At 47.9% G+C, this 20,043-nt stretch carries 12 protein-coding genes; 4 read left to right on the top strand and 8 right to left on the bottom strand.

The window, feature by feature from the left end:
* Positions 1 to 27 precede the first annotated feature (27 nt).
* A complete protein-coding gene (locus K384_RS07685) occupies positions 28 to 852 on the top strand; it encodes a hypothetical protein (protein WP_038031040.1) in 825 nt (274 codons plus the stop codon).
* An 85-nt stretch (positions 853 to 937) separates the two neighbouring features.
* Here K384_RS07685 and K384_RS07690 read toward each other — a convergent pair whose 3' ends face one another.
* The 3 genes from K384_RS07690 to tpiA are packed head-to-tail and all read right to left on the bottom strand — an operon-like array spanning position 938 to position 7,942.
* On the bottom strand, positions 938 to 6,310 hold the full coding sequence (locus tag K384_RS07690) for a hypothetical protein (protein WP_157630100.1): 5,373 nt from the start codon (positions 6,308 to 6,310) through the stop codon (positions 938 to 940).
* Positions 6,311 to 6,327: 17 nt separating this feature from the next.
* Positions 6,328 to 7,161, bottom strand: a complete 834-nt coding sequence (prmA, locus tag K384_RS07695; RefSeq protein ID WP_038031045.1) for a 50S ribosomal protein L11 methyltransferase — start codon at positions 7,159 to 7,161, stop codon at positions 6,328 to 6,330.
* Positions 7,162 to 7,171: 10 nt separating this feature from the next.
* Positions 7,172 to 7,942: a triose-phosphate isomerase gene (tpiA, locus tag K384_RS07700; protein WP_038031048.1), complete on the bottom strand. Its 771-nt coding sequence runs from the start codon at positions 7,940 to 7,942 to the stop codon at positions 7,172 to 7,174.
* A gap of 115 nt (positions 7,943 to 8,057) precedes the next feature.
* Between tpiA and K384_RS13385 the strand changes: the two genes are divergently transcribed.
* Positions 8,058 to 10,595, top strand: a complete 2,538-nt coding sequence (locus K384_RS13385) for a PAS domain-containing protein (RefSeq protein ID WP_051633234.1) — start codon at positions 8,058 to 8,060, stop codon at positions 10,593 to 10,595.
* Between the two features lie 86 nt (positions 10,596 to 10,681).
* A complete protein-coding gene (locus K384_RS07710; RefSeq protein ID WP_245605291.1) occupies positions 10,682 to 11,353 on the top strand; it encodes an arsenate-mycothiol transferase ArsC in 672 nt (223 codons plus the stop codon).
* Between the two features lie 3 nt (positions 11,354 to 11,356).
* On the opposite strand, the gene K384_RS07715 is transcribed toward K384_RS07710, so the two are convergent.
* The 5 genes from K384_RS07715 to K384_RS07735 all read right to left on the bottom strand — a co-directional run bounded on the left by K384_RS07715 (position 11,357) and on the right by K384_RS07735 (position 18,768).
* Positions 11,357 to 12,475, bottom strand: a complete 1,119-nt coding sequence (locus K384_RS07715; RefSeq protein ID WP_038031051.1) for a vWA domain-containing protein — start codon at positions 12,473 to 12,475, stop codon at positions 11,357 to 11,359.
* Between the two features lie 56 nt (positions 12,476 to 12,531).
* Positions 12,532 to 14,181 carry an apolipoprotein N-acyltransferase gene (gene lnt / locus K384_RS07720; protein WP_245605292.1) on the bottom strand — a complete coding sequence of 550 codons (1,650 nt, stop codon included), beginning with the start codon at positions 14,179 to 14,181 and terminating at the stop codon, positions 12,532 to 12,534.
* Between the two features lie 74 nt (positions 14,182 to 14,255).
* Positions 14,256 to 16,307: a M16 family metallopeptidase gene (locus tag K384_RS07725; protein ID WP_051633235.1), complete on the bottom strand. Its 2,052-nt coding sequence runs from the start codon at positions 16,305 to 16,307 to the stop codon at positions 14,256 to 14,258.
* An 8-nt stretch (positions 16,308 to 16,315) separates the two neighbouring features.
* Complete coding sequence (locus tag K384_RS07730) at positions 16,316 to 17,650, bottom strand: M16 family metallopeptidase (RefSeq protein ID WP_038031056.1); 1,335 nt, start codon at positions 17,648 to 17,650, stop codon at positions 16,316 to 16,318.
* 140 nt (positions 17,651 to 17,790) lie between these two features.
* The gene (locus tag K384_RS07735) at positions 17,791 to 18,768 is read right to left on the bottom strand and encodes a ribonucleoside-diphosphate reductase small subunit (protein WP_038031057.1); all 978 of its coding nucleotides are present in this window, start codon (positions 18,766 to 18,768) and stop codon (positions 17,791 to 17,793) included.
* 117 nt (positions 18,769 to 18,885) lie between these two features.
* Between K384_RS07735 and K384_RS13950 the strand changes: the two genes are divergently transcribed.
* Entirely contained in the window at positions 18,886 to 20,025 is a 1,140-nt protein-coding gene (locus K384_RS13950; protein ID WP_038031059.1) for a hypothetical protein, read from the top strand.
* Positions 20,026 to 20,043: the final 18 nt, after the last annotated feature.

Consider the following 20,043-nt stretch of genomic DNA (forward strand, 5'->3'; position numbering starts at 1 on the left):
ATTACGAAGCACCTAATTCCTCCTCCTATGAAACAACGAATCTCTTACCTGTTTGTTTTCTTGCTAAGTTATGCATCTTTTACATATGCGCAAGTCAGTGAGACATTGTCCTTTGAGCAAGCCAAGCTTGAGATGCTGTGCCAAGCCATACGCTTTAACTATCGCTATCAAGGACAAAGCGCTTACATCAAAACCTTAGACTGCCGGAGCTTAAAAGCTTTGGGCAACAGCATTCCTTCACGCTTCAAAAGCTCAACCCGTCTTTACAAGACCTACGCCGAACGGTCTTACAGCCAGCTGCCCGATCTTGAAAGCCGGCTTGAAAAACTGCAAAAAGATCTGATAGCCGAACTGGAAGGCATCGGGCAAATAGCTCATGGCGACAATGCAAAAAAACTTCAAGAGTGGAACCGCGCCCTGCAGCAGTTGAATCGTGAATTTGAAAGCATTCGTGCACGCGCCCTGCAAAAGCAGTCACAAACACAGGAGGCGGTGCCTGCTCCCGAAGCTACTTTTAGCGAGCAAACAGAACAGGAGACCATCATGCTTCAAGAAGATACGCACGATGTTTCGGCAGACTTGACGGAAAACGCTCCATCTCACGGGCATCACGGTCTGTGGATTATTAGCATTCTTTCTGCCTTTGTTGCCTTGGCTTCGGCAGGCATTGCCTACGTTATTTATGTACGTAGCAAATCGGAAATGGCAGCCCTTCGCGAGGTAGTGTATGAGCGCTACAACCTTCTGGATCGGCGCTTTGACCTGTTTTATCAACAACTGACCAAGCAAGACCAAGAGACGGGTGCCAATCCGTCAAGCGGACCACAAGCAGAAGAGGACGATGAGGCGTAGTCTGCCCGGATATCCTGCGGCGTCAATCAATCATATGTAATCAAAAAACGGAAGAGCTGCCTAAACCCGGGCAGCTCTTCACTTCTTAAAACCCTTCTTGTTCTTCTTCTTGTTGTGGCACCTCTTCTTGCGGTTTCGGCTTGGGTGCCCCCAAATACTTCGCCTTAAAGTCTTCCACGAACAGGCGGGCACTTCCCGGCTCCAGCAACTCAAAGCCATAATCTCCCTCCCGCTTGGGCTGTTTGCCCCGGGCAAATTGATTATTAAACTCATCGACAGACGATACAGCCCTCAGCATATGGTTTTGCATGGTAAAGTAAAACCATATTTCATCATTGACCTCCAAATAACAATGCCATACTTCGCCGGCTTCGGTTTTCTGTATTTCCATGTACCCGGTATAAGCAGCATTGATATCCTGCGCATAAGCATTGGACACGCCAATGGGTCCTACGCTGTAAAAGGCCCGTTCTTCGGGTGACCAACGCAAATCAACCCGCGAAAGCACCAAAGCAGCCGATGACAGTTGTTTGTCGGCAGTTACCAAGGGGATGGACATCTGCTCCTCGCTTGCCTTTAACTGCGCTTCTATATATGCTTGGGTTGGCTTATCGCCTATAATCTCTGCCAGTTTCCATTTGAGCTCTACGGGGTCCGGCTCTGCCACCCTTGCATTTTCCGGCTTGTTGAGTGCCATCAAGTTACCCATGATTGAAAAGGCAGAACGCGGCGCCGGCATGTTCAGCAAAAAGAAGGCATTGAACTTATACTCGCTGCTTTTTAAATCCACCTCTGCGGTAGCCGCCTGCTTCACATAAGGCATAAAAGCTTCGCCCAGCAATCGAATATTGCCATCCAAAATGATTTTGGCAGTTTCGTCGTCAAAGACCAAGCGGTTGCCTTTCAGCTGCTCGCCGGCTACTTTGCGCGGCGGGGCTATCTTAAATTCGTTCAAAGCAGCCGTATAAACCAATTCGCCGGAAGCCAAAAAGAGTTCTTCATCTGTAAACTTGCGTTTATTTTCCAAGAAGGTAGCATATAGTACCCCATCTACCGGGTCATAGAACAAACCGGAAGTCAACACATCGGCTCCCACGCTCAACTTTTCGGGTACTTGAATGACCACTTCGCCCGAGTCGCTCTTGAACGGTATCCATGCGTCCAGGTCTTTACGGCTTTGCAGATCCAGCCTGATGAAACCGTCGAATTGTAAGCCCGGCTTAGGTGCCACCATGGTCACATTCCCTTTAAACTGAATGCGTGGCGCCATGAAGAATTGTTCTATTTCTTTGACTTCCCCGGTAGAACGTGTATAAACTACCTCTTCCCACTTGGAGCGCCGCTTGGTAGTATCGCCAACTATATCGCGTACCAGCTCAAAATCATTGAAGTGCAAGACAAAGGTATCACCGGCAATATTCACATAGCGATAATCTGCCCGCCCTTCAAAGGCAAGCCGATGCTCTATCTTTATCTTTCCGTTAACAAAATGATGGTATTGGCGCAAGGTATCCACAATCACTTGTGCATTTTGCAGCTCTTGCACATCAGCGCCACCTAAAACTGTGATTTCGCCTTTATCGGGAATCACCTTTGCATCGGCGGTAATAATATAAGGCACGCCGGTCAGGTCCAAACGCGGCTCCTCTATGTTTCGTATATCGTAAACGCCCCCGGTTGCATGAAAGCGCAAATCTTTATTTGCTTCTGCTACATCCATGTCTGCATACTTGGTCGAATAAAAGACCGAGTTGCTGTCGCCCTGCATACGTATTTCTTGTTCGTTGAGGTCCCAAACGGCCTCGGCTATCGAAGTCCGGAATTGAGCATAAGGAAAGACTATAAACGGAAAGGCCGGGTTGGCTTGCATAATGTCAGGAACCGGCGATATTTTGCAAACTCCTCCGGCCAAGTCGAAGTCCACATTCACACCATTGCCTTGCAAAATGGGCGGATGCGTATAGAAGAAAACATCATCGATGGCAAAAGGATCGGTTTGATGGGAGTTCACCCTAAACTCCGACTCTTTTGCCCACAGGTGCTTAGACTCAATGCGTATTTGAGGGGAAAGTACCCAAAAATCCTTGCGTGCTAAAATACCATCTGCCCAGAAGGCATTGGGCGTAATGGCTATTTTACCGTCTTTGAATGCAGCGGGGTTGTTTTCTTCAAAGATGGTAACCGGCGCATTGGGGCGGGTAAACAACAGCATACTGTCCACCGCCACCGTGTCTTCTATTCCTGTGATATTGGTTACCCAGCGTAAGCGCAGCTTGTCGCCATAAGCACGAGGGTAGTCCGTTCCCTCAAATATGGCTTGACGTGTATCGAAGCTGGCTTCATAAGCGGTAAGTGAGTCGGAAGTAATGATAAACTGTGGCGAACGCACCGTTGTAGTCAGATGCTTAATTTCATTGTTTCCCAACGCCACCAACTTGGTTTTGTACATTACCAGAGAATCTGTTTTAAGAGTTCCTGCTGTATGGTAGAGCTTGTAGGGTCCGGACGGATAGTGCACAAAACCCAAAGAATACTTGGAGTCGAAGCCGTCATAATCGGGGTCAAAAATAGGCTGCAGCTCTTCTTCCAAAGGCTTGAAGAAGTTGGAATAAAACGTACCCTTAAACTGTGGCAACTTGGCGGTCAGGCTGTCTATGAAAATACCGGGTATTTTAAAATACACTTTCTGACGATGATACCCACCCCGCTGACGATACAGCTGATCGAAGTAGATGGTCCCACCTTCTTTAATACTTAGTTTGGGGTAAGCTTCATAAGTCTCATCGGAAACGCCCGGAATGGGTCCAAACTTCAAGCCTGACTTATTGTTGGCATAGTTGATTTGCAGTTCACCGGCACCCCAACGAATCTCTTCCCCCAGCCATATTTTCACATTGGGGTTTTCCACTTCGGGTATGGAGAAAAGCATGGTGTCTATTTCGCCCATTGTCAAGCGAAATTCTTCATAGGGTAAGACGAAATTTTTACCGATAAAGCGGAAGTTACCCACTGTCACTTCGCCTTCCTCAAGCATGATGACCCGGTTGCCAAAAATTTTAATCTCTTTATACTTCGGAATCACCGATACATTCAGTTTTTTACTCAGGTCGAAGCGCTCAATACCCCGGATGGTAATGCCACCCCCTTCCGCATCGATGGTTGCATTGGGCATGGGCGGCCCGGGAAACCGTTTGCTCAATACGTAGAAGCCTTCCACCTCGTCCAAGTAAAAGTTTGCTTCGTTGTAGTCGTAGCGGCGCAACTCATAAAACAACTTGTACACATAGTCACGCTTAAAGTTTGGAATGTTCATGGTATCTTCCACAACAATGGCCGTGTCGGGAATGCCTGCCAGTGAGTCGGGGCGGCTCTGCAAGCGCCATTTAGTGAAATATACATCTAAGCCCTCCAGCTTGGCCAAGTACATTTTTTCTTTCGGGAATTTAAAACGAATGGTATCATATGCCATGGAGTCGCGGCGTGCATCGCGTGGCGAAAGCGAGGTTATCAGCATGTCGTCGAAGTCATGGTAAACATATTTACGCATCCCTTCGGGCAGCTCTTGCGCATATTCTTCGAGCGAACGTACCGGTTTGCCGGCGGTTGTGTCTTTGCGCACCAGGTGATAAATACGCTTCATCACTTGCTTATATTGCTCCGAAGCGTAATTGTGTGTGGTGCGGTTTAATATTTTCACCGTACCGGTTACTTCATTGTATATTACAAAGCCTTTACGCTCCATCTGACGCACCATGCCCACAATGGTTTTGTAGTCCTTGTGGGTAATTTCCAAAAGCGCATCCAGGTAGATTTCGCCCTCGCCCAATTCGTTGTAGTATCCGTATCGCTCCAAGGCAGCCTGCAAAACACGCACGGGATGAAAAGGCTGCAATCCTTGCAGACCGACAAAGTTTTCCTCATCGAAGTAGCTGAACGATTCGAAGGTGGCCGGTATCCGGTCTTTAGCTCCTACAACATAAAAATCCATGTTATTGGATTCTATGTCATAAGTAGCCACATCGGCAGAGATATAGATTTTGTGGTAATTATCGATAAAGGGCATATCCACATTGCTCTTCTCTCTAATAAACTTGATGATATGCCGCTTGCCGCCATCTTCTGTTGCTTCAATGTCATAGTTCATTGCTACATTGAGATGAAAGAGCGAGTCGCCGGCAGCCATATAGAAAGAGAAAGAAGCGGCGGGAGATGACAACTTATTTTTAACCAGCAAAAACTCACGTGCCTGTATTTGCAGGTATTTTCTTCCGTTATGTGTTACCTGCAAACGGGCGGTATTTTTATTCCGGGCAAAACCAAACAAATACTTACCTCGCAACCCCACGCCCCCTTCATAAACAACATACTTACCCAAGCCTTCAAGGCGTATGTTTTCATCATAAGAAGTAAACAAAGGATAACGGGCTTGGTCTTCTTTGGCGCGTCGCTGACTCACAAACTCGAAGCGCCCTTTTAGAGGCTTGGGCAACATGCCTTCATAATAAAGCGTGGTGTTTTCTGCCCGGAAACGCACCTCTTTGACCGGATGCGCCCAGTAACCGAACTCCAAGCGCACCGGCAAGCGTTGAGTAGCCCGCACCGAGTCGGCCAGGGTTCTTGCCGACAGGTTATTCCAGTCAAAAATTCCCCCTTTGGCTATCAAAGCATCTTTTTCAAAGCTAAACACCCCTTGTACAGCAGTGAAAGCTACCGAGTCATAGGGGGTCATATAAACTACATCTACTTTGGGAAATACAATCAAGGCACCGGCAGGAATGGCTTGTGCCGCATCTTCAGGCGCGGTCTGAGGCTCTTCCTGCTGCCAGGTATCATCTTCCCATGTCCCATTGTCTATGTTTTCTTCACCGTTCAGGGCAAAATCATCTTCCGGGGCAGCCGGCGGCGCCTCAGGCACCAGCTTATCTATCCATGGATAATTGGCCGGTGCTTTCTTCTCCACCCATACAAAATCGTAAGTAGGTGCAAAAGCATAGAGCCGGTTAAAATTGGATGAATACAACAAAGAATCGGCCACTACGCCATGCAGCCGCTCCAAATAGAGACTCATGGCTTTGGAAGGGTATTCCTGAAATGCCCGCTTGGTTGTCTGCAGCAGGTTTTGCAGGCGGTTGTTGTCCCACCCCTGCTCTTTAGCGAGCGTAATCACTTCCAACCACTGCTTCCACTCGACCGCCGGCCGCAGACGCTTCTCCAAAATCACTTGCGAAACAGCGATGATATCGGCCTGCTGCGCGGGCGAATAAGCACCGGCCCGCCATTGCTCTGCAAAGCGAGTGGCAACAGCCGTTGCCTGAGTATTGCCGGTCGCAAGCATGCTTTTTTCTACCTGTGCAATAAACTCATCGGCTTGGGTAGAGAGCTGTTGCGCCCACACCGCAACCGTAGAGAGAAAGACGAGCATGCAGCACCGGGCTACCTTCCAAAGCATACGACTCATGTTTATATCTTTTTTGTTTAGGCTTCCTGTTTTTTTATGAAGTGGGCACTGGCCCATTCATTTTTTTGCTTCATTGCGACAAAGACCAAGCCGTTTGCTTCGGCTGCCTGTCGAATGAGTGGCATATCATCTGCCAGAAAACCACTCAACAGCAAATCACCACCCATCACCAAATGACGTGCATAATCCGGCATTTCGTCCAAAAGCACATTGCGGTTGATATTGGCCAGTATCAAGTCATAGGGCGATGCCTCCAACTTCACACTTCTGACAGTACCCTGTTGTACGAAAATTCTCTCGCATCGGTTAAGATACACATTTTCAAGGGCATTTTCTACTGCCCAATCATCAATATCGTAGGCATCTATGCGTTGCGCCCCTCTTTTTTCTGCCATAATGGACAAGATGGCCGTGCCACAACCGGCATCTAAAACCTTTTTTCCCTCCTGTGGCAGCTCCAGTTGCCACGCAAGCATCAGGCCGGTGGTAGGGTGATGCCCCGTACCGAAAGCCATCTTGGGCGTAATGACAATTTCATATTCTGCTTGCGGGGCCGCTTCGTGAAAGCTGGCACGAATAAAACAACGCCCTTCCACCCATACGGGCTCATAGCTGCGCTCCCACACTTCGTTCCAATTGACATTGGGCAGCTCTGCAATGGTATATTCCACCCCTTCGAAAGGCTGCAGCGCTTCCTGTAAACGCTCCGGTGACCAATTTTTCAAGGGAATGTAAGCCTTTAGCTGCTGCTCCTCTTCTACAAATCCCTCGTAGTCAATAAAAGAAAGCGCCGCCACCAGCTGCTCGTGCCATTCGGCGGGCGCTTTCAAATTCACTTCTATATATTCCATACCTTGCTTTTTATTGACGCGCTTTTACGATATCTACAAAACTACGGGCGTTGAGTGAAGCACCTCCAATCAGGCCGCCGTCTATATCAGCTTGTGCAAACAATTCAGCGGCATTTTCCGGCTTGCAGCTCCCGCCATATAAGATGCTCACTTCATGTGCCAAAGCATCGCCATAACGCCCGGCAATGAGCCGGCGGATATGCGCATGCACCTCTTGTGCCTGCTCCGGCGTAGCGGTTTTGCCCGTTCCTATTGCCCACACCGGCTCATAAGCAATCACAATGCGTTTCCATGACTCCGCATCTAAGGCGAAGAGGCTCTCCCGCAATTGGGTTTCTACATACTCAAGATAAGTGCCCGCTTCGCGAATAGCCAAAGGCTCGCCACAGCAAAAAATAAGTTGCATGCCGTGTTCCAATACCCGGAGTGCCTTTTTTGCCAACAGGTCATGTCCTTCGGCATGGTACTCGCGGCGCTCGCTGTGCCCTACTATCACATAGTCCACGCCCACAGATTGCAACATGGCTGCCGACACTTCGCCGGTATATGCCCCCTTTTCATGCGCCGAGCAGTCTTGTGCTCCCAAGTAGATATGTTTCTCACGCAGTGAACCAATAAGTTTGTGCACCGGATATAAGTGGGTGAAAGGCGGAATCAGTACGACATGTACCTCGCCGTTGGTTTCGTCTTCTACCATGTGAATCACTTCCGATGCCAAAGCTTGCCCTTCGGCAAGTGTGGTATTCATTTTCCAGTTTCCGGCTACTATTTTTTTTCTCATGATTTGTGTATTTTAATTTGAAGTTATTTGCTACCTCTTCAAGAGAACAGGTGCATGATACTCAATTCACAAAAATGCTTATTTTTGAGTAAATACAAACAAGTAGCCCTTACACATGGAAAAAATACTACGTAACATATTAAAATGGCTGGGCGGTCTGCTCAGAGTAAACTCCATCCGGGGACGTGTCATTTTGGGTGGTGTTACTGCCGTGCTCGTTTTGTTATTGTTCAGCGCGCTGCTTATTTGGCGCCTCAATGTGATTCTTGACAAGAGCAACGCCCTGAGTCGCCTTTATCATCCAACCAACCAATACGCTTTGCAATTAGGACAAGGAGTAGATGGTTTGATGAGTCGCTTGCAAGCGCTGGTCTATCCTTCCTCCATCAGCATCCCCAACCAAGAGAATCAAGAACTGCGCAATTACCTGGAAAAGCAGGTACAGGCTTCCTTTGCCCGGCTGCAAACTTTGATAGAAAAGCAAAACTCGCCGGAACTGGATGCCATCCTCGAAACACTGAGCAACCAAATAGAGCACTTCAATCAACTGGCAGAAGATGCCATCGAACTCAACCAAGAGCAAAACCGGCAGTATTTGTACAATAGCCAAGCCCTCAATGCGCTGCAAAGCGAGCAACGCTCCGAAGACATACGCATACAGTCGATGCGTGCAACGACTATCTTTAACCCCAAGCTGGCTTTTTTGGTCAACGGCTCACTGCGTGACGTACAAAGCTCTATCAATATTTCTTTGGAAAAGCTTATACGCGCCAATAGCCGCGCCATCAAAGAATTAGATGAAGGATTACAGAAAGAAAGCACCCAATTCAACTGGGTAGAAGTGCTGGCAGTATTGGCCACCCTTCTTTTGGTGCTGCTGGTAATGACGACCGTCATCCGTCTCATTGACCGTGACCTGGTGCGCATTCAGGCTCAAGCCAAACAACTGAGTGTGGGGAATATTCCCAAAGCCACTTATACCCGCAGCCAAGAGCTCAACCCCATTGCCACACACCTCAATACCTTGGCCAGACGCCTCAAGCAACTCAAGGAATATGCCTTGCAGGTAGCAAAAGGAAAATACGACGAATACGAAGAGCTGTTTCCGAAAGAAAGCGAGCTGGGCGAAGCGCTTTACCAAATGCAACAAGGCTTGCAGTCCATATCCAAGCAGGAAGCACTCCGTGCCTGGCGCAACGAGGGTATCGCCTTGTTTTCGAATATCTTGCGTGAAACCAACGACCTGGAAAAGCTGGGCAATCAGCTCATCAAAAACCTGGTGCAACGCCTGCAAGCCAACCAAGGCGGCTTATTTATTGCCACGGGCGAAGAAGTGGGCAAAGAAGATAAGCTGGTGCTTATTGGTTGCTATGCCTATGACAAGCAAAAGTACCTAACCAAAGAGGTTAAAATAGGCGAAGGTCTGCTGGGGCGTGTATGGAAAGAAGCCAAGTCGATTTACATTACCAACATTCCGCCCAAATACCTTGAAATACGCTCCGGTTTGGGTGGTGCAAGCCCCAAGTATTTATTCATTGCTCCCATGAAGGTAGGCGATAAAGTAGAAGGGGTCATAGAGATAGCTTCTTTTCATGAAATTCCACAAGAATATCGCGACTTTGTGGAAGAGTTAGGCGAAAGTATAGCAACCACCTTTGCCAACATCAAAGCAGCCCAACGTACTCAGAAGCTTTTGCAGGAGCTGCGCGAAGCCAACGAACTCATGCGCGAACGTGACGAAGAAATGCGCCAAAACTTGGAAGAGCTGCAAGCCACACAAGAAGAGATGGAGCGCGCCCAACGCGAAATTGCAGCCAAAGAAGGCAACCTCAAAGCTTTGTTGAACAACACCTCCGACGCCATCATGGCTTTGGATACGCACTATCGCATTACGTTTATCAACAATGTGATGAAGCGCCTTTATGAATCCTTTGGCATCTATTTGGACGAAGGGCGTATTTTGGAAGACCCGCTTCCCGGGCTTAGCTGGAAAGAAACCCAACGCGAGGTGAAGCGCGCCTTGCAAGGGGAGCGCGTAACGCTCTTTACCGAACAAACCATGCGTGGGGAGTTGTATTACTACGAAATACACCTTAATCCCATTTATAACGAGCGGCAGCGCATTTATGGCATCTCTGTTTTCATTACGGATATCACCCAACAGCGAAAAGCCGAATTGGCGTTGCGCACCAAAGAAGCTAACCTCAACTCTTTGATTAACAACACCGAAGACTCAATTGTAGCCGTAGATAAAGATTTCAAAATATTGGTATTTAACGAAGAGTTCAAACGCCGGCGCCAAGGTATTCCCGTGAAAGAAGGCGATGACTTCCTTCCTTTCATCCCCGCCGACCGGCGCGAAGAGTGGCGTTTATGGCTGGAGCGCGCCTTCCGTGGCGAACGCTTCCAAAAAATCATCAAGCGCGAAACCGAAAAACGTGTCATCTACCGGGAATATTCCTTCAACCCCATTTTAAACGAAGAGGGCGAAGTGATAGGGGCGTCTGTCTTTTCGAAAGATATCACCGAATCCAAGATGGCAGAAGCAGAGAACCAGCGCATCATACAGCAGCTGTTTGAGCAGCGCGCCCAGCTAAAATCACGTATCGAAGAACTTGAAAAGCAACTGGCAGAACTGCAAAGTTCATCATAAACCATTCCCTTTTCATAAATTTACAAAAAGATAATGCCGGTTTTTTTCATCATTATTGCCGGCATTGTTTTTTTGCCAAAAAAAAGATGATGCAGCTCTTGATTCTCTCTTTACTCCACTTGATTATGAACACTTTATACCCTGCTCTCGAGCAATATCTTCAAAAAAGAAGCAGCGAATTCAATCAAATCAGCCACGAGCGCAAAGAGCAGTTGCGTATTTTTGCAGAGCATATCCGGCAACTGCATCATAAACAGGGCGAAGTGCCCATCACTTTTATTTGCACCCACAATTCGCGACGTAGTCACTTCGCCCAAGTATGGATGACCGTTGCTGCTTATAATGCAGGGCTTGACTACATACGGTGCTACTCCGGTGGTACCGAGGCGACCGCCTGCAACCCACGCACCATTGCAGCCCTGCAGCGTGCCGGTTTTCAGGTAAGTACACACCGGGACGGCGACAATCCACATTACCAAATCCGCTTCGCCCCTGATGTCCCTGCCGTCATAGCCTATTCCAAAGTATATGACGCCGCCGAAAACCCACAAGAAGGGTTTATTGCCGTAATGACCTGCTCGCAAGCCGATGAAGCATGCCCGGCAGTGCGCGGGGCTGCCGCACGTGTGGCGCTTCCTTACGAAGACCCCAAAAAAGCCGACGGAACACCACAAGAAGCAAGCACCTATGATGCGCGTTGTGCACAGATAGCCCGTGAAATGCTTTATGTGGTTTCTTTACTCGCACCGGCGAAATAAAAATTACCGGCGCCCTCCGCGCATATAGCGGCGGCGGTTGCGTTGGTAGTCTTCAAACAAATAGTCGCCCAGCCCCTGCAATGAGCTGTAATAGGCACGCCCCCCATTCACTTGGGTGAATTTGCGCACAAACTCCTGCAAGTAAGGGTCGGTGGCTATCATGAAAGTGGTGATGGGAATGCCCAAACGACGACACTGCTTGGCTAAGTTCAAGGTCTTATTCAATATTTTCCGGTCTAAACCAAAGCTATTTTTATAGTAACGGATGCCCTCTTTAATACAAGTGGGCTTGCCGTCCGTTATCATAAATATTTGCTTATTGGGGGTTTTTCTGCGTCGAAGCAGGTCCATGGCCAACTCCAAACCGGCCACCGTATTGGTATGAAAAGGACCTACCTGCAAGTAAGGCAGGTCTTTAATGGAGATTTGCCATGCATCGTTGCCAAAGGCAATGATATCCAAAGTGTCTTTTGGGTACTTCCGCATAATCAGCTCTGCCAATGCCATGGCTACTTTTTTGGCAGGTGTAATGCGATCTTCGCCATAAAGAATCATGGAGTGCGAAACATCAATCATCAATACGGTAGAGGTCTGCACCTGCTGCTCCTGTTCTCTGACTTCCAAATCTTCCTGTGTCAATAGGAAGTCATCTATGCCATGGTGCACATATGCATTACGCAACGACTCGGTCATAGCCAGCTGCTGCAAATCATCGCCAAATTCATAGGGGCGCAATTCCGGCAATATTTCCCCCGAGTTGCTGCCGTCATGGGCTGTCCGGTGGTTGCCGGCTTTGCCTCTTTTCAGCTTGCCAAAAATTTCTTCGAGCGCCTGCTGCCGGATGGTGCGCTCACTTTTTGGGGTGATGATGAGCTTTCCTTGCCGTTGCTCTTCTTTGATGTATCCCTTTTTCTTGAGGTCTTCAATAAAATCACCTATGCCGTAGCGGTCATCGGTGAGCCCATATTTTCGGTCAAGGTTATTCAGCCAAGCCAGTGCTTCCGCCACATCGCCGCCGGTAATGTTGATCAATTCCAGGAAAATTTTCAGCAGCTGCTCAAAACCGGCTTTAGAGGTTGGTTTTGACTTTTTTGAATAGTGAGAGAATAAAAAGTGGCTCATGGTCAGTACTTTATTTTAAGAACAGGGAGGCAAGCCTTTTGGTTTGCTTGCAAAAACTACTTTTTTATCAAGCCTGACAAACGCCAATGCCGCACCCACAGCGATAGCCACAAAGCAGCCAAAACAAACAAAGCCAAACGCCCTAAATAATCACCGTAGCGACTGTAAAAAGTCAGCTCGTTATTCAATATCAAGGTATCGCGGATGGAAGCAGGCACCCAATAAGGGGTGGCCTGAAGCACCTCGCCCTTCGTATTGATAAAGGCAGAAATACCTGTGTTGGCGCAGCGTGCCACTGCCCGCCTGTGTTCTATTGCCCGCAGACAGGCATAGCGCATATGCTGTTTGTAACCGGGGGTGTCGCCCCACCAACCGTCGTTAGTAATGATACACAGCAGGTTGGCACCCTTCTGTACATATTCGCCCACGTATTCGCCAAACACCGACTCGAAGCATATGATAGGTGCATAGCGCGCATTGCCATCTGCGAATACTGTGCGCTCTGCTTGCTTGCCATAACCGCCGGAAGTGCCCCCCAAATCTATCACTAAATTGGAAAGCCACTGAAAAGCAGCCGGATAGGGCATGGCTTCTACCATGGGCACCAGCTTGGACTTATGATAAAAAGCCAGTGTATCTTGTTTTAAAAACATGGCTGTATTAAACACATCGTAGTACCCCAACCCCTCTTGATAACGTGCCGAGGCAGGTGGTAGCTCATTTTTGTAAAAACGAGCCGTGGTCAGTCCTGTAATCAATGCGGCTTGGGGGTAGGCGCTCATAAAGTTTTTGATTTGACGAATGACCGCATAGTTATGAATGTTTTCCTCCCACAGGGCATCGTCGATGGCGGTCTCAGGCCACAAAATCAGGCGGGTATTGGGGGTTATCTGCTGTTTCGACAACTCCATGAAACGCCGGATTTGTTCAGCAAAAGGAATAAAGTTGGGGCTGTCGGGAAACTTCTCTTGATAAGGGTCAATGTTGGGCTGCATCACCACTACCTCTACCGTTTCGCCTTTTGTTTCATAGCGTGCTGCCAGCCAGTAAGAAACACCTATGGGCAACAAGATGAGCAAGGCGGTATAGAAAGCATAGACACGGCGGTTGTGTGCAAGCCGGCTCGTGAAAATACGCATAGCTACCAGGTTGGTCAACAGTACCCACAAAGTGCCCCCTAAAACGCCTGTAAATTCATACCACTGCACCCAAGCCGGCACTAAGGCAAAGGCATTGCCCAGCTGCAGCCAAGACCAACTGAGCTCCCAGTTCAAATGCAGGTATTCGAAAGTGAGCCATGCCAGCACAAAAGTGAGCTGCATGCGTGCCGGGTCTGCTTTGCGTGCTATAGACATGGTCACCACTACCGGCAAACACATCAGCAATGCATTGGCCAGCCATGCCCCCACCGCACCGCCGGCACTGGCGTTCCATATCCACCAGGTGGTTGCTATATTCCAAAGAGCAAAAGCAAGATAGGTAGCTGCCAGTAACCGCTTGCCGCCAAGCAGCTTCATGCGATAAGCATGCAGCAGGCGCAGAAGCGGCACGAACGCAAAAAAGATGCTTATATGCAAATAAGGAACATACCATGCAACAGAAAACAGAAGAGCCGCCAAAGCTGCGTAGCCATAAACATAGAGCGCGGGCAGTACGGTAGCTTCATGTTGTTTCATCGACGACCGGGAAGTTACAGTTGAATCCATAGATTTTTACTTTGCCTTAAAAATATAAAAGCCGCTGATATGTAGCGGCTTTTATCACTCTTTTCTTATTTCCTTTAAGGAATAGACTCTATCGTCACATCCGGGTTGATTTGATAGCTGATAGTAGCTTCTGTGGTTTGTCCCATTAAAGAAAGCTCTGCTTTCACAGGCAACTGAAAACCTTCCACTTCGGCATATTCCAAATACTTCGCAGTAGTACCGTCAGCATCTATCGTCTGCAGCAGCAGTCCGCTTTCTTTGTCATAGTAACGCTTTTCTTTGACACCTTCCGGCGATTCGTAGGTGATTTCCAAAACTACCTTTCCATCCATTGTCTTAGCATCGGTCAGGGTAGCTTTGTAGCCCAGCTTCTGGTAATCACGCTCTAAAAGCACATAAGTGCCGGCTTTGGCGCGCTTATATACCTCATCTTCGGGGTTATCTATTACTCGTTCGCCTTGCGGGGTCTTGTTTAATACTTTTTTACCATCGAAACGAATAAGCTGCAAGCCAAAAGGTGTTTTCACTTTTGTTTCAAAGCCTTGTGCGGTGCGTACGGTTACAGTCTCTATTTGCAAGCCTTGAATGGTAAAGCTCACATTTTGCTGCAGGCTGCGTATGTCGCTAATATTACGGGTACCGGCAATGGCACGTAAGTATTGATTGATAACGCTAGCTACACTCACACCCTCCAAAGAGGCAAGGTCAACCCCTTTATATTCATTCCCGAAAGCGTCGTAACGTTTCACGGGCCCAAAGCGTGCCAACTTGCTTTGCAACACATCTATATCGCCCACGCCAATGATATAAGCATTGGAAGGCAGGAAGTATTGTCTTGCTACGAACTGTACTTCCTGGGCTTTGATTGCTTCCAAGCGCGGAATGTAGGTAGTATAGTATTCTGCCGGCAAGTTATAGATGGCTGTGTTGATGGCAAACTGCGCAATGGTCTCGGGGCGCTCCAATGAGCGCGCAAAGCTGCCTATTAAGATATTTTTTGCACGCCGCAACTCATCTTCAGGCACCACTTCATTACGCATGCGCTCCATTTCCTTAATCATTTCTACCATGGCGCTATCGGTAACGGCATTGCGCACATCGGCAGAAGCTATAAAATAGCCGGCCCAGCGGTCGGGTATCAAACGGGAATAAGCGCCGTAAGTATAGCCTTTGTCTTCACGCAAGTTACGGAAAAGACGCGCATTGGCATTGCCGCCCAAAATTTGGTTTGCCAAGCGTGCCACCAAGTAATTCTTGTCTGCCAAGTTGTATTTGATAGGATAAGTCAGACGCAGAACACTTTGCACGGCACCCGCTTTTTCTGCAATAGCCACTTGCGTGGCTTTGGGCGGTTGAGGCACCGGCAAGTACTCGGTAGGCACATTGCCTTTTTCCCATGCACCAAAATATTTCTCTACCAGACTTTTGGCTTCATCCAAGGTAATGTAACCCACAAATGCCATGTAAGCGACATTGGGGCGGTAATAGGTCTGATAGAACTTCACAAAATCTTCCCGGGTAATGTTCTTTACAGTTTGGGGCGTTGCCACCTCGCCATAAGGATGCTTGTCGCCAAACGACAAGCGACGCCGCAGATTATCGGCAATGGCTTCCGGTGAATCTTGCACAGCCTTTAAGTTAGACAAGGTGCGCTCTCTAATTTTCTCCAGTTCTTCTTCCGGAAAAGTAGGCTTCAACAGTATTTCGGCGGTCAGATCCAAAATGGTAGGCAGGTGTTTTTTCAAAGTAAACACCGAAAAGTAGTCACTCCCGAAAGAGATATTGGCGCCATAAAAGTCAATCTGTTCATCTATTGTGGCTTTATCTTTCTTTTCGGTACCCGCCATTATCAGCTCGCCAAACATATCCAGGAAGCCGGCCTTGTCGCCTTGCTTTACAGGCGGATAGTCGAAGGCAGTGTAAACGGTTACTTTGGGCAAGGTTTTGTCTTCAATAACAAATACCCTCAAGCCATTGGGCAAAGTAAACGACTGGTAGGGCTTGAGCTGAAGGGGCGGAAAGCCCTCTGCTTTCGGGGGGGTAGTAGGGTATTTCCGGCCTTGAGCCCAGACAGCTGTGCCAAAGAGGCTCAACAGTATCAATGAGAGTAATATTTTCTTGTTCATGGCGCTACTTATTTAGATTGTTCTTCTGACTTAGGCAACCAATAAAGGGTTACACGGTTTTCTTTCACCAAATACTTATTGGCTACCCGCTTGATGTCGTTCGGGGTTACTTTTAAATACTGCTGTATTTCGGTATTGATGAGATTGGCATCGCCAAAAAAGGTGTGATAATTGGCAAGGCTTTCGGCTATGCCTTCCATAGTGCTGTTCCGGGTATAGTATTCTGTTTCCAGCTGGTTACGCAACTTTTGAAACTCCTGGAAGGAAATGCCTTCCCGCTTGATTTTCTCATATTCTTCTTCCAAAGCTGCTTCCAGCTCTTCGGGGCTGACCCCTGCATTGGCAATTCCGTAAATGATGGATACCGAGGGGCTGTCTTCCAAACCAAAGGGGAAGGCGCCTACTGCCAATGCTTTTCTCTTTTCATTCTTCACATAACGGCTCAGACGAGAGCTCTCGCCTTGTGAAAGCAACTGCATCAGCATGTTGACTGCATAGTAGTCGGGCTCTTTGATGGAAGGGGTGCGGAAAGCGTGCACTACTGCCGGCAGTTGTACGTTGTCATACACCACGTCGCGCACTTCGCCCCCCAATGGCGGTTCTTCCACATTGGGGCGGGGCACTTTTTTGCCCTTCGGTATGTCACCAAAATAGATTTCTATGGTTTTCTTGGTTGCTTCCACATCGAAATTGCCGGCAATTGCCAAAGTAGCATTGTTGGGCACATAGAAGGTCTTGTAGAAGTTTTTAAAATCTTCTTCGCTGGCGGCTTCCAAATGCTCCATATAGCCTATCACGGGCCAGCGGTAAGGGTGTTTTTTGTAAACCCGCTTCATGGTTTCTTCTACCAGGCGCCCGTAGGGCTGATTGTCCACACGCAGGCGGCGCTCCTCTTTCACCACTTCGCGTTGCGTTTCAATGCCCTTCATATCTACTTTGGCATGGCGCAAGCGCTCGGCTTCTATCCAGAGCGCAAGGTTTAATTGATTGGCAGGCAATACTTCATAGTAGTAGGTGCGATCATACCAAGTATTGGCGTTATAGGTGGCACCTGCTTCCGTGAGCAGCTTGTCCAGCTCGCCGCGCTCTATGTACTTGGAACCTTCAAACATCAGGTGTTCGAAGAAGTGGGCAAAGCCGGTCCGCTCCGGGTCTTCATTTTTCGACCCTACATGATACATCATGCCGACTGCCACCACCGGCACGTCGTTGCGTGGATACAGTATGACATGCAGCCCATTGGGTAAGTCATACTCCTGAAAGTCTATCTTCATCTGCCCTGCACAAGGAAGCCAGGCGCTCCCTGCCAGCAGACACAACCATAATGCAACTATTCTTCTCATGGGATTGATATTTTTATGCAATTCAAATCTAATTTCTTTCGTATTAAATTCCAAAACTTAACAATTATTTAAGATTACTACAAAAAAAGGCACGGTCTTTTTAAGACCACGCCTTTTTGCCAAATTAGTTGGAAGTGTATTTAAAAGTCTTCATTTAAGGTGAACTTTTGATCATCTTTCTTGGATGACACCCCTGCTTTGCGGTATTCCGATACTCTTTTTTCAAAAAAGTTGGTTTTTCCTTGCAATGAAATCATATCCATGAAAGGGAAAGGATTGGTAGCATTGTAATGCTTTTCCTGCCCCAGCGCCACCAACAAACGATCGGCCACAAACTCTATGTATTGAGCCATCAGGCGGGAATTCATACCGATAAGGTCAACCGGCAGCGCATCGGTGATAAACTCTTTTTCAATAGCCACGGCATCGGTGATGATTTCGAGCACACGTTCCGGGCTTAATTTATTTTGAATGTATTGATTGTAAAGCAAGCAAGCGAAATCGCAGTGCAAGCCCTCGTCACGTGAAATCAGCTCATTGGAAAACGACAGCCCGGGCATCAAACCACGCTCTTTAAGCCAGAAGATGGCGCAAAAACTACCGGAAAAGAAAATACCTTCAACAGCCGCAAAGGCTATCAAACGCTCCACAAAATTGGGGCTTTCAATCCAACGCAGTGCCCATTCGGCTTTTTTCTTCACGCAAGGCACGGTCTCTATGGCATTGAAAAGGTGCTCGCGTTCGGCACTATCTTTAATATAGGTGTCAATAAGCAGAGAATAGGTTTCGGAATGAATGTTCTCCATCATTACCTGAAAACCATAGAAGCAACGTGCTTCGGGCAGTGTGACTTCGCGCATGAAGTTGAGCACCAAGTTTTCATTCACGATGCCATCGCTGGCAGCAAAGAATGCCAACACATGCGAAATAAAGTGGCGCTCTCCTTCATTCAAATTTTCCCAATCGCGCAAGTCTTGCGACAAGTCTATTTCCTCGGCAGTCCAGAAACTGGCTTCTGCCTTTTTATACATCTCCCATATTTCATGGTGCTTGATGGGGAAAAGTACAAAGCGGTTTTTTTCTTCTAAAAGCAACGGCTCGTTGTGTGTGTGGCTCATATGCAAATATCTTTTGTTTGGTTATGAAACTGTTCCTTTTGTAGATACTTATTTTCAGGCGTTTTTGTTTAATTTGTCATCACAAGACATAACAAATATACACAATCCGTGCTTTCTATGATATTGCGCAAAACCAAAAAAGACGCTTCCGGCAAGCCTTCCCTCTATGAATTCACGCTCCACGAAAGGCGCCCTTCATGGTGGTGGGCTGAATGGCTGGCACTTGGCTTGTCTTTATTCGCATTTTGGCGTTTCCGTAGCCCTTTCGTCAAACTGCTAAGTGTGGGTAGTGTCGCTTGGTTCAGCACACAAGTATGGATGCAGCTCAAACGGCTGCAGCTGCAGCTTACGGCCGAAGGGCTTAGCGTGCGCGAAGGCATCATAGGAAAAAAATACTTTTTCGACTGGGCAGATATCAAGCAAGCACAAATTTTAAAAGACAACAAAACATTGCCGTTTGGCTATCCCAGTTTATCCCAAAAGGTCATTCAGGAAGCCGATAGCATCCTGCTGTGCCATAGCAAAGAAAAAACAGCCCTCAAGATTTCGGCTTCCCGCTTTGGTGCCGGCCAATTTGGGGACTTTCTGCAGCGCCTTTATCGCGCCTTGCAGTGGCACAGCACCAACCGCGTGGAAAAAATAGACTACCTTATCGGCAAAATACAAGAGCATAAGCAGCAAGACTTGCAAATTATGCGCGAACTGGAAGACGCCCTTTTTGAAGCATACCGGACAGCCTATCAACCCATCTACCTTCAAGAGGGCAAGCAAGCTTCACAGCCTCTGTGGATATACCGCCGCGGCCAACACCCCATTGCCTTTTATGCAGACCACCCACAAGCCAACGTAAGTGAAGAAACGCGCCAAGTGGCAGAAGAGCTCATCAAGGTAAGCCGCGAAAATATGGAAATCGTCAAAACACGCTTGGCTTACTATGACAGTGTCATTCAGGTGCTTACAGAAAAACGCAAAGAGGTAGAACAACAGCAAAAACTTAAAGAAGTGGCGGGCAAATTAAAAGCCATTCAGGTGCGCAACCTCAAAAAACAAGAAACCCTGCAAAGCAGCGAAGAAGACAGCCTGATGGTCGAAAACCTCATGTTGTTGGATGAACTTACTTCCAAGGTTTATCAAATTGAAAACCTGGAAGATTCATTCTTACTTTCGCAGTATATCGAGCAGCTCAAGCCCGAAGCGCTGGCACACAACCAAGTATTGCGCGAGCTAAACGAAAAACTACAGGACGGACACAACTAAAAACACCTTGCACTTAAA

The sequence above is a fragment of the Thermonema rossianum DSM 10300 genome, assembly GCF_000426825.1.
Lineage (GTDB): Bacteria > Bacteroidota > Bacteroidia > Cytophagales > Thermonemataceae > Thermonema > Thermonema rossianum.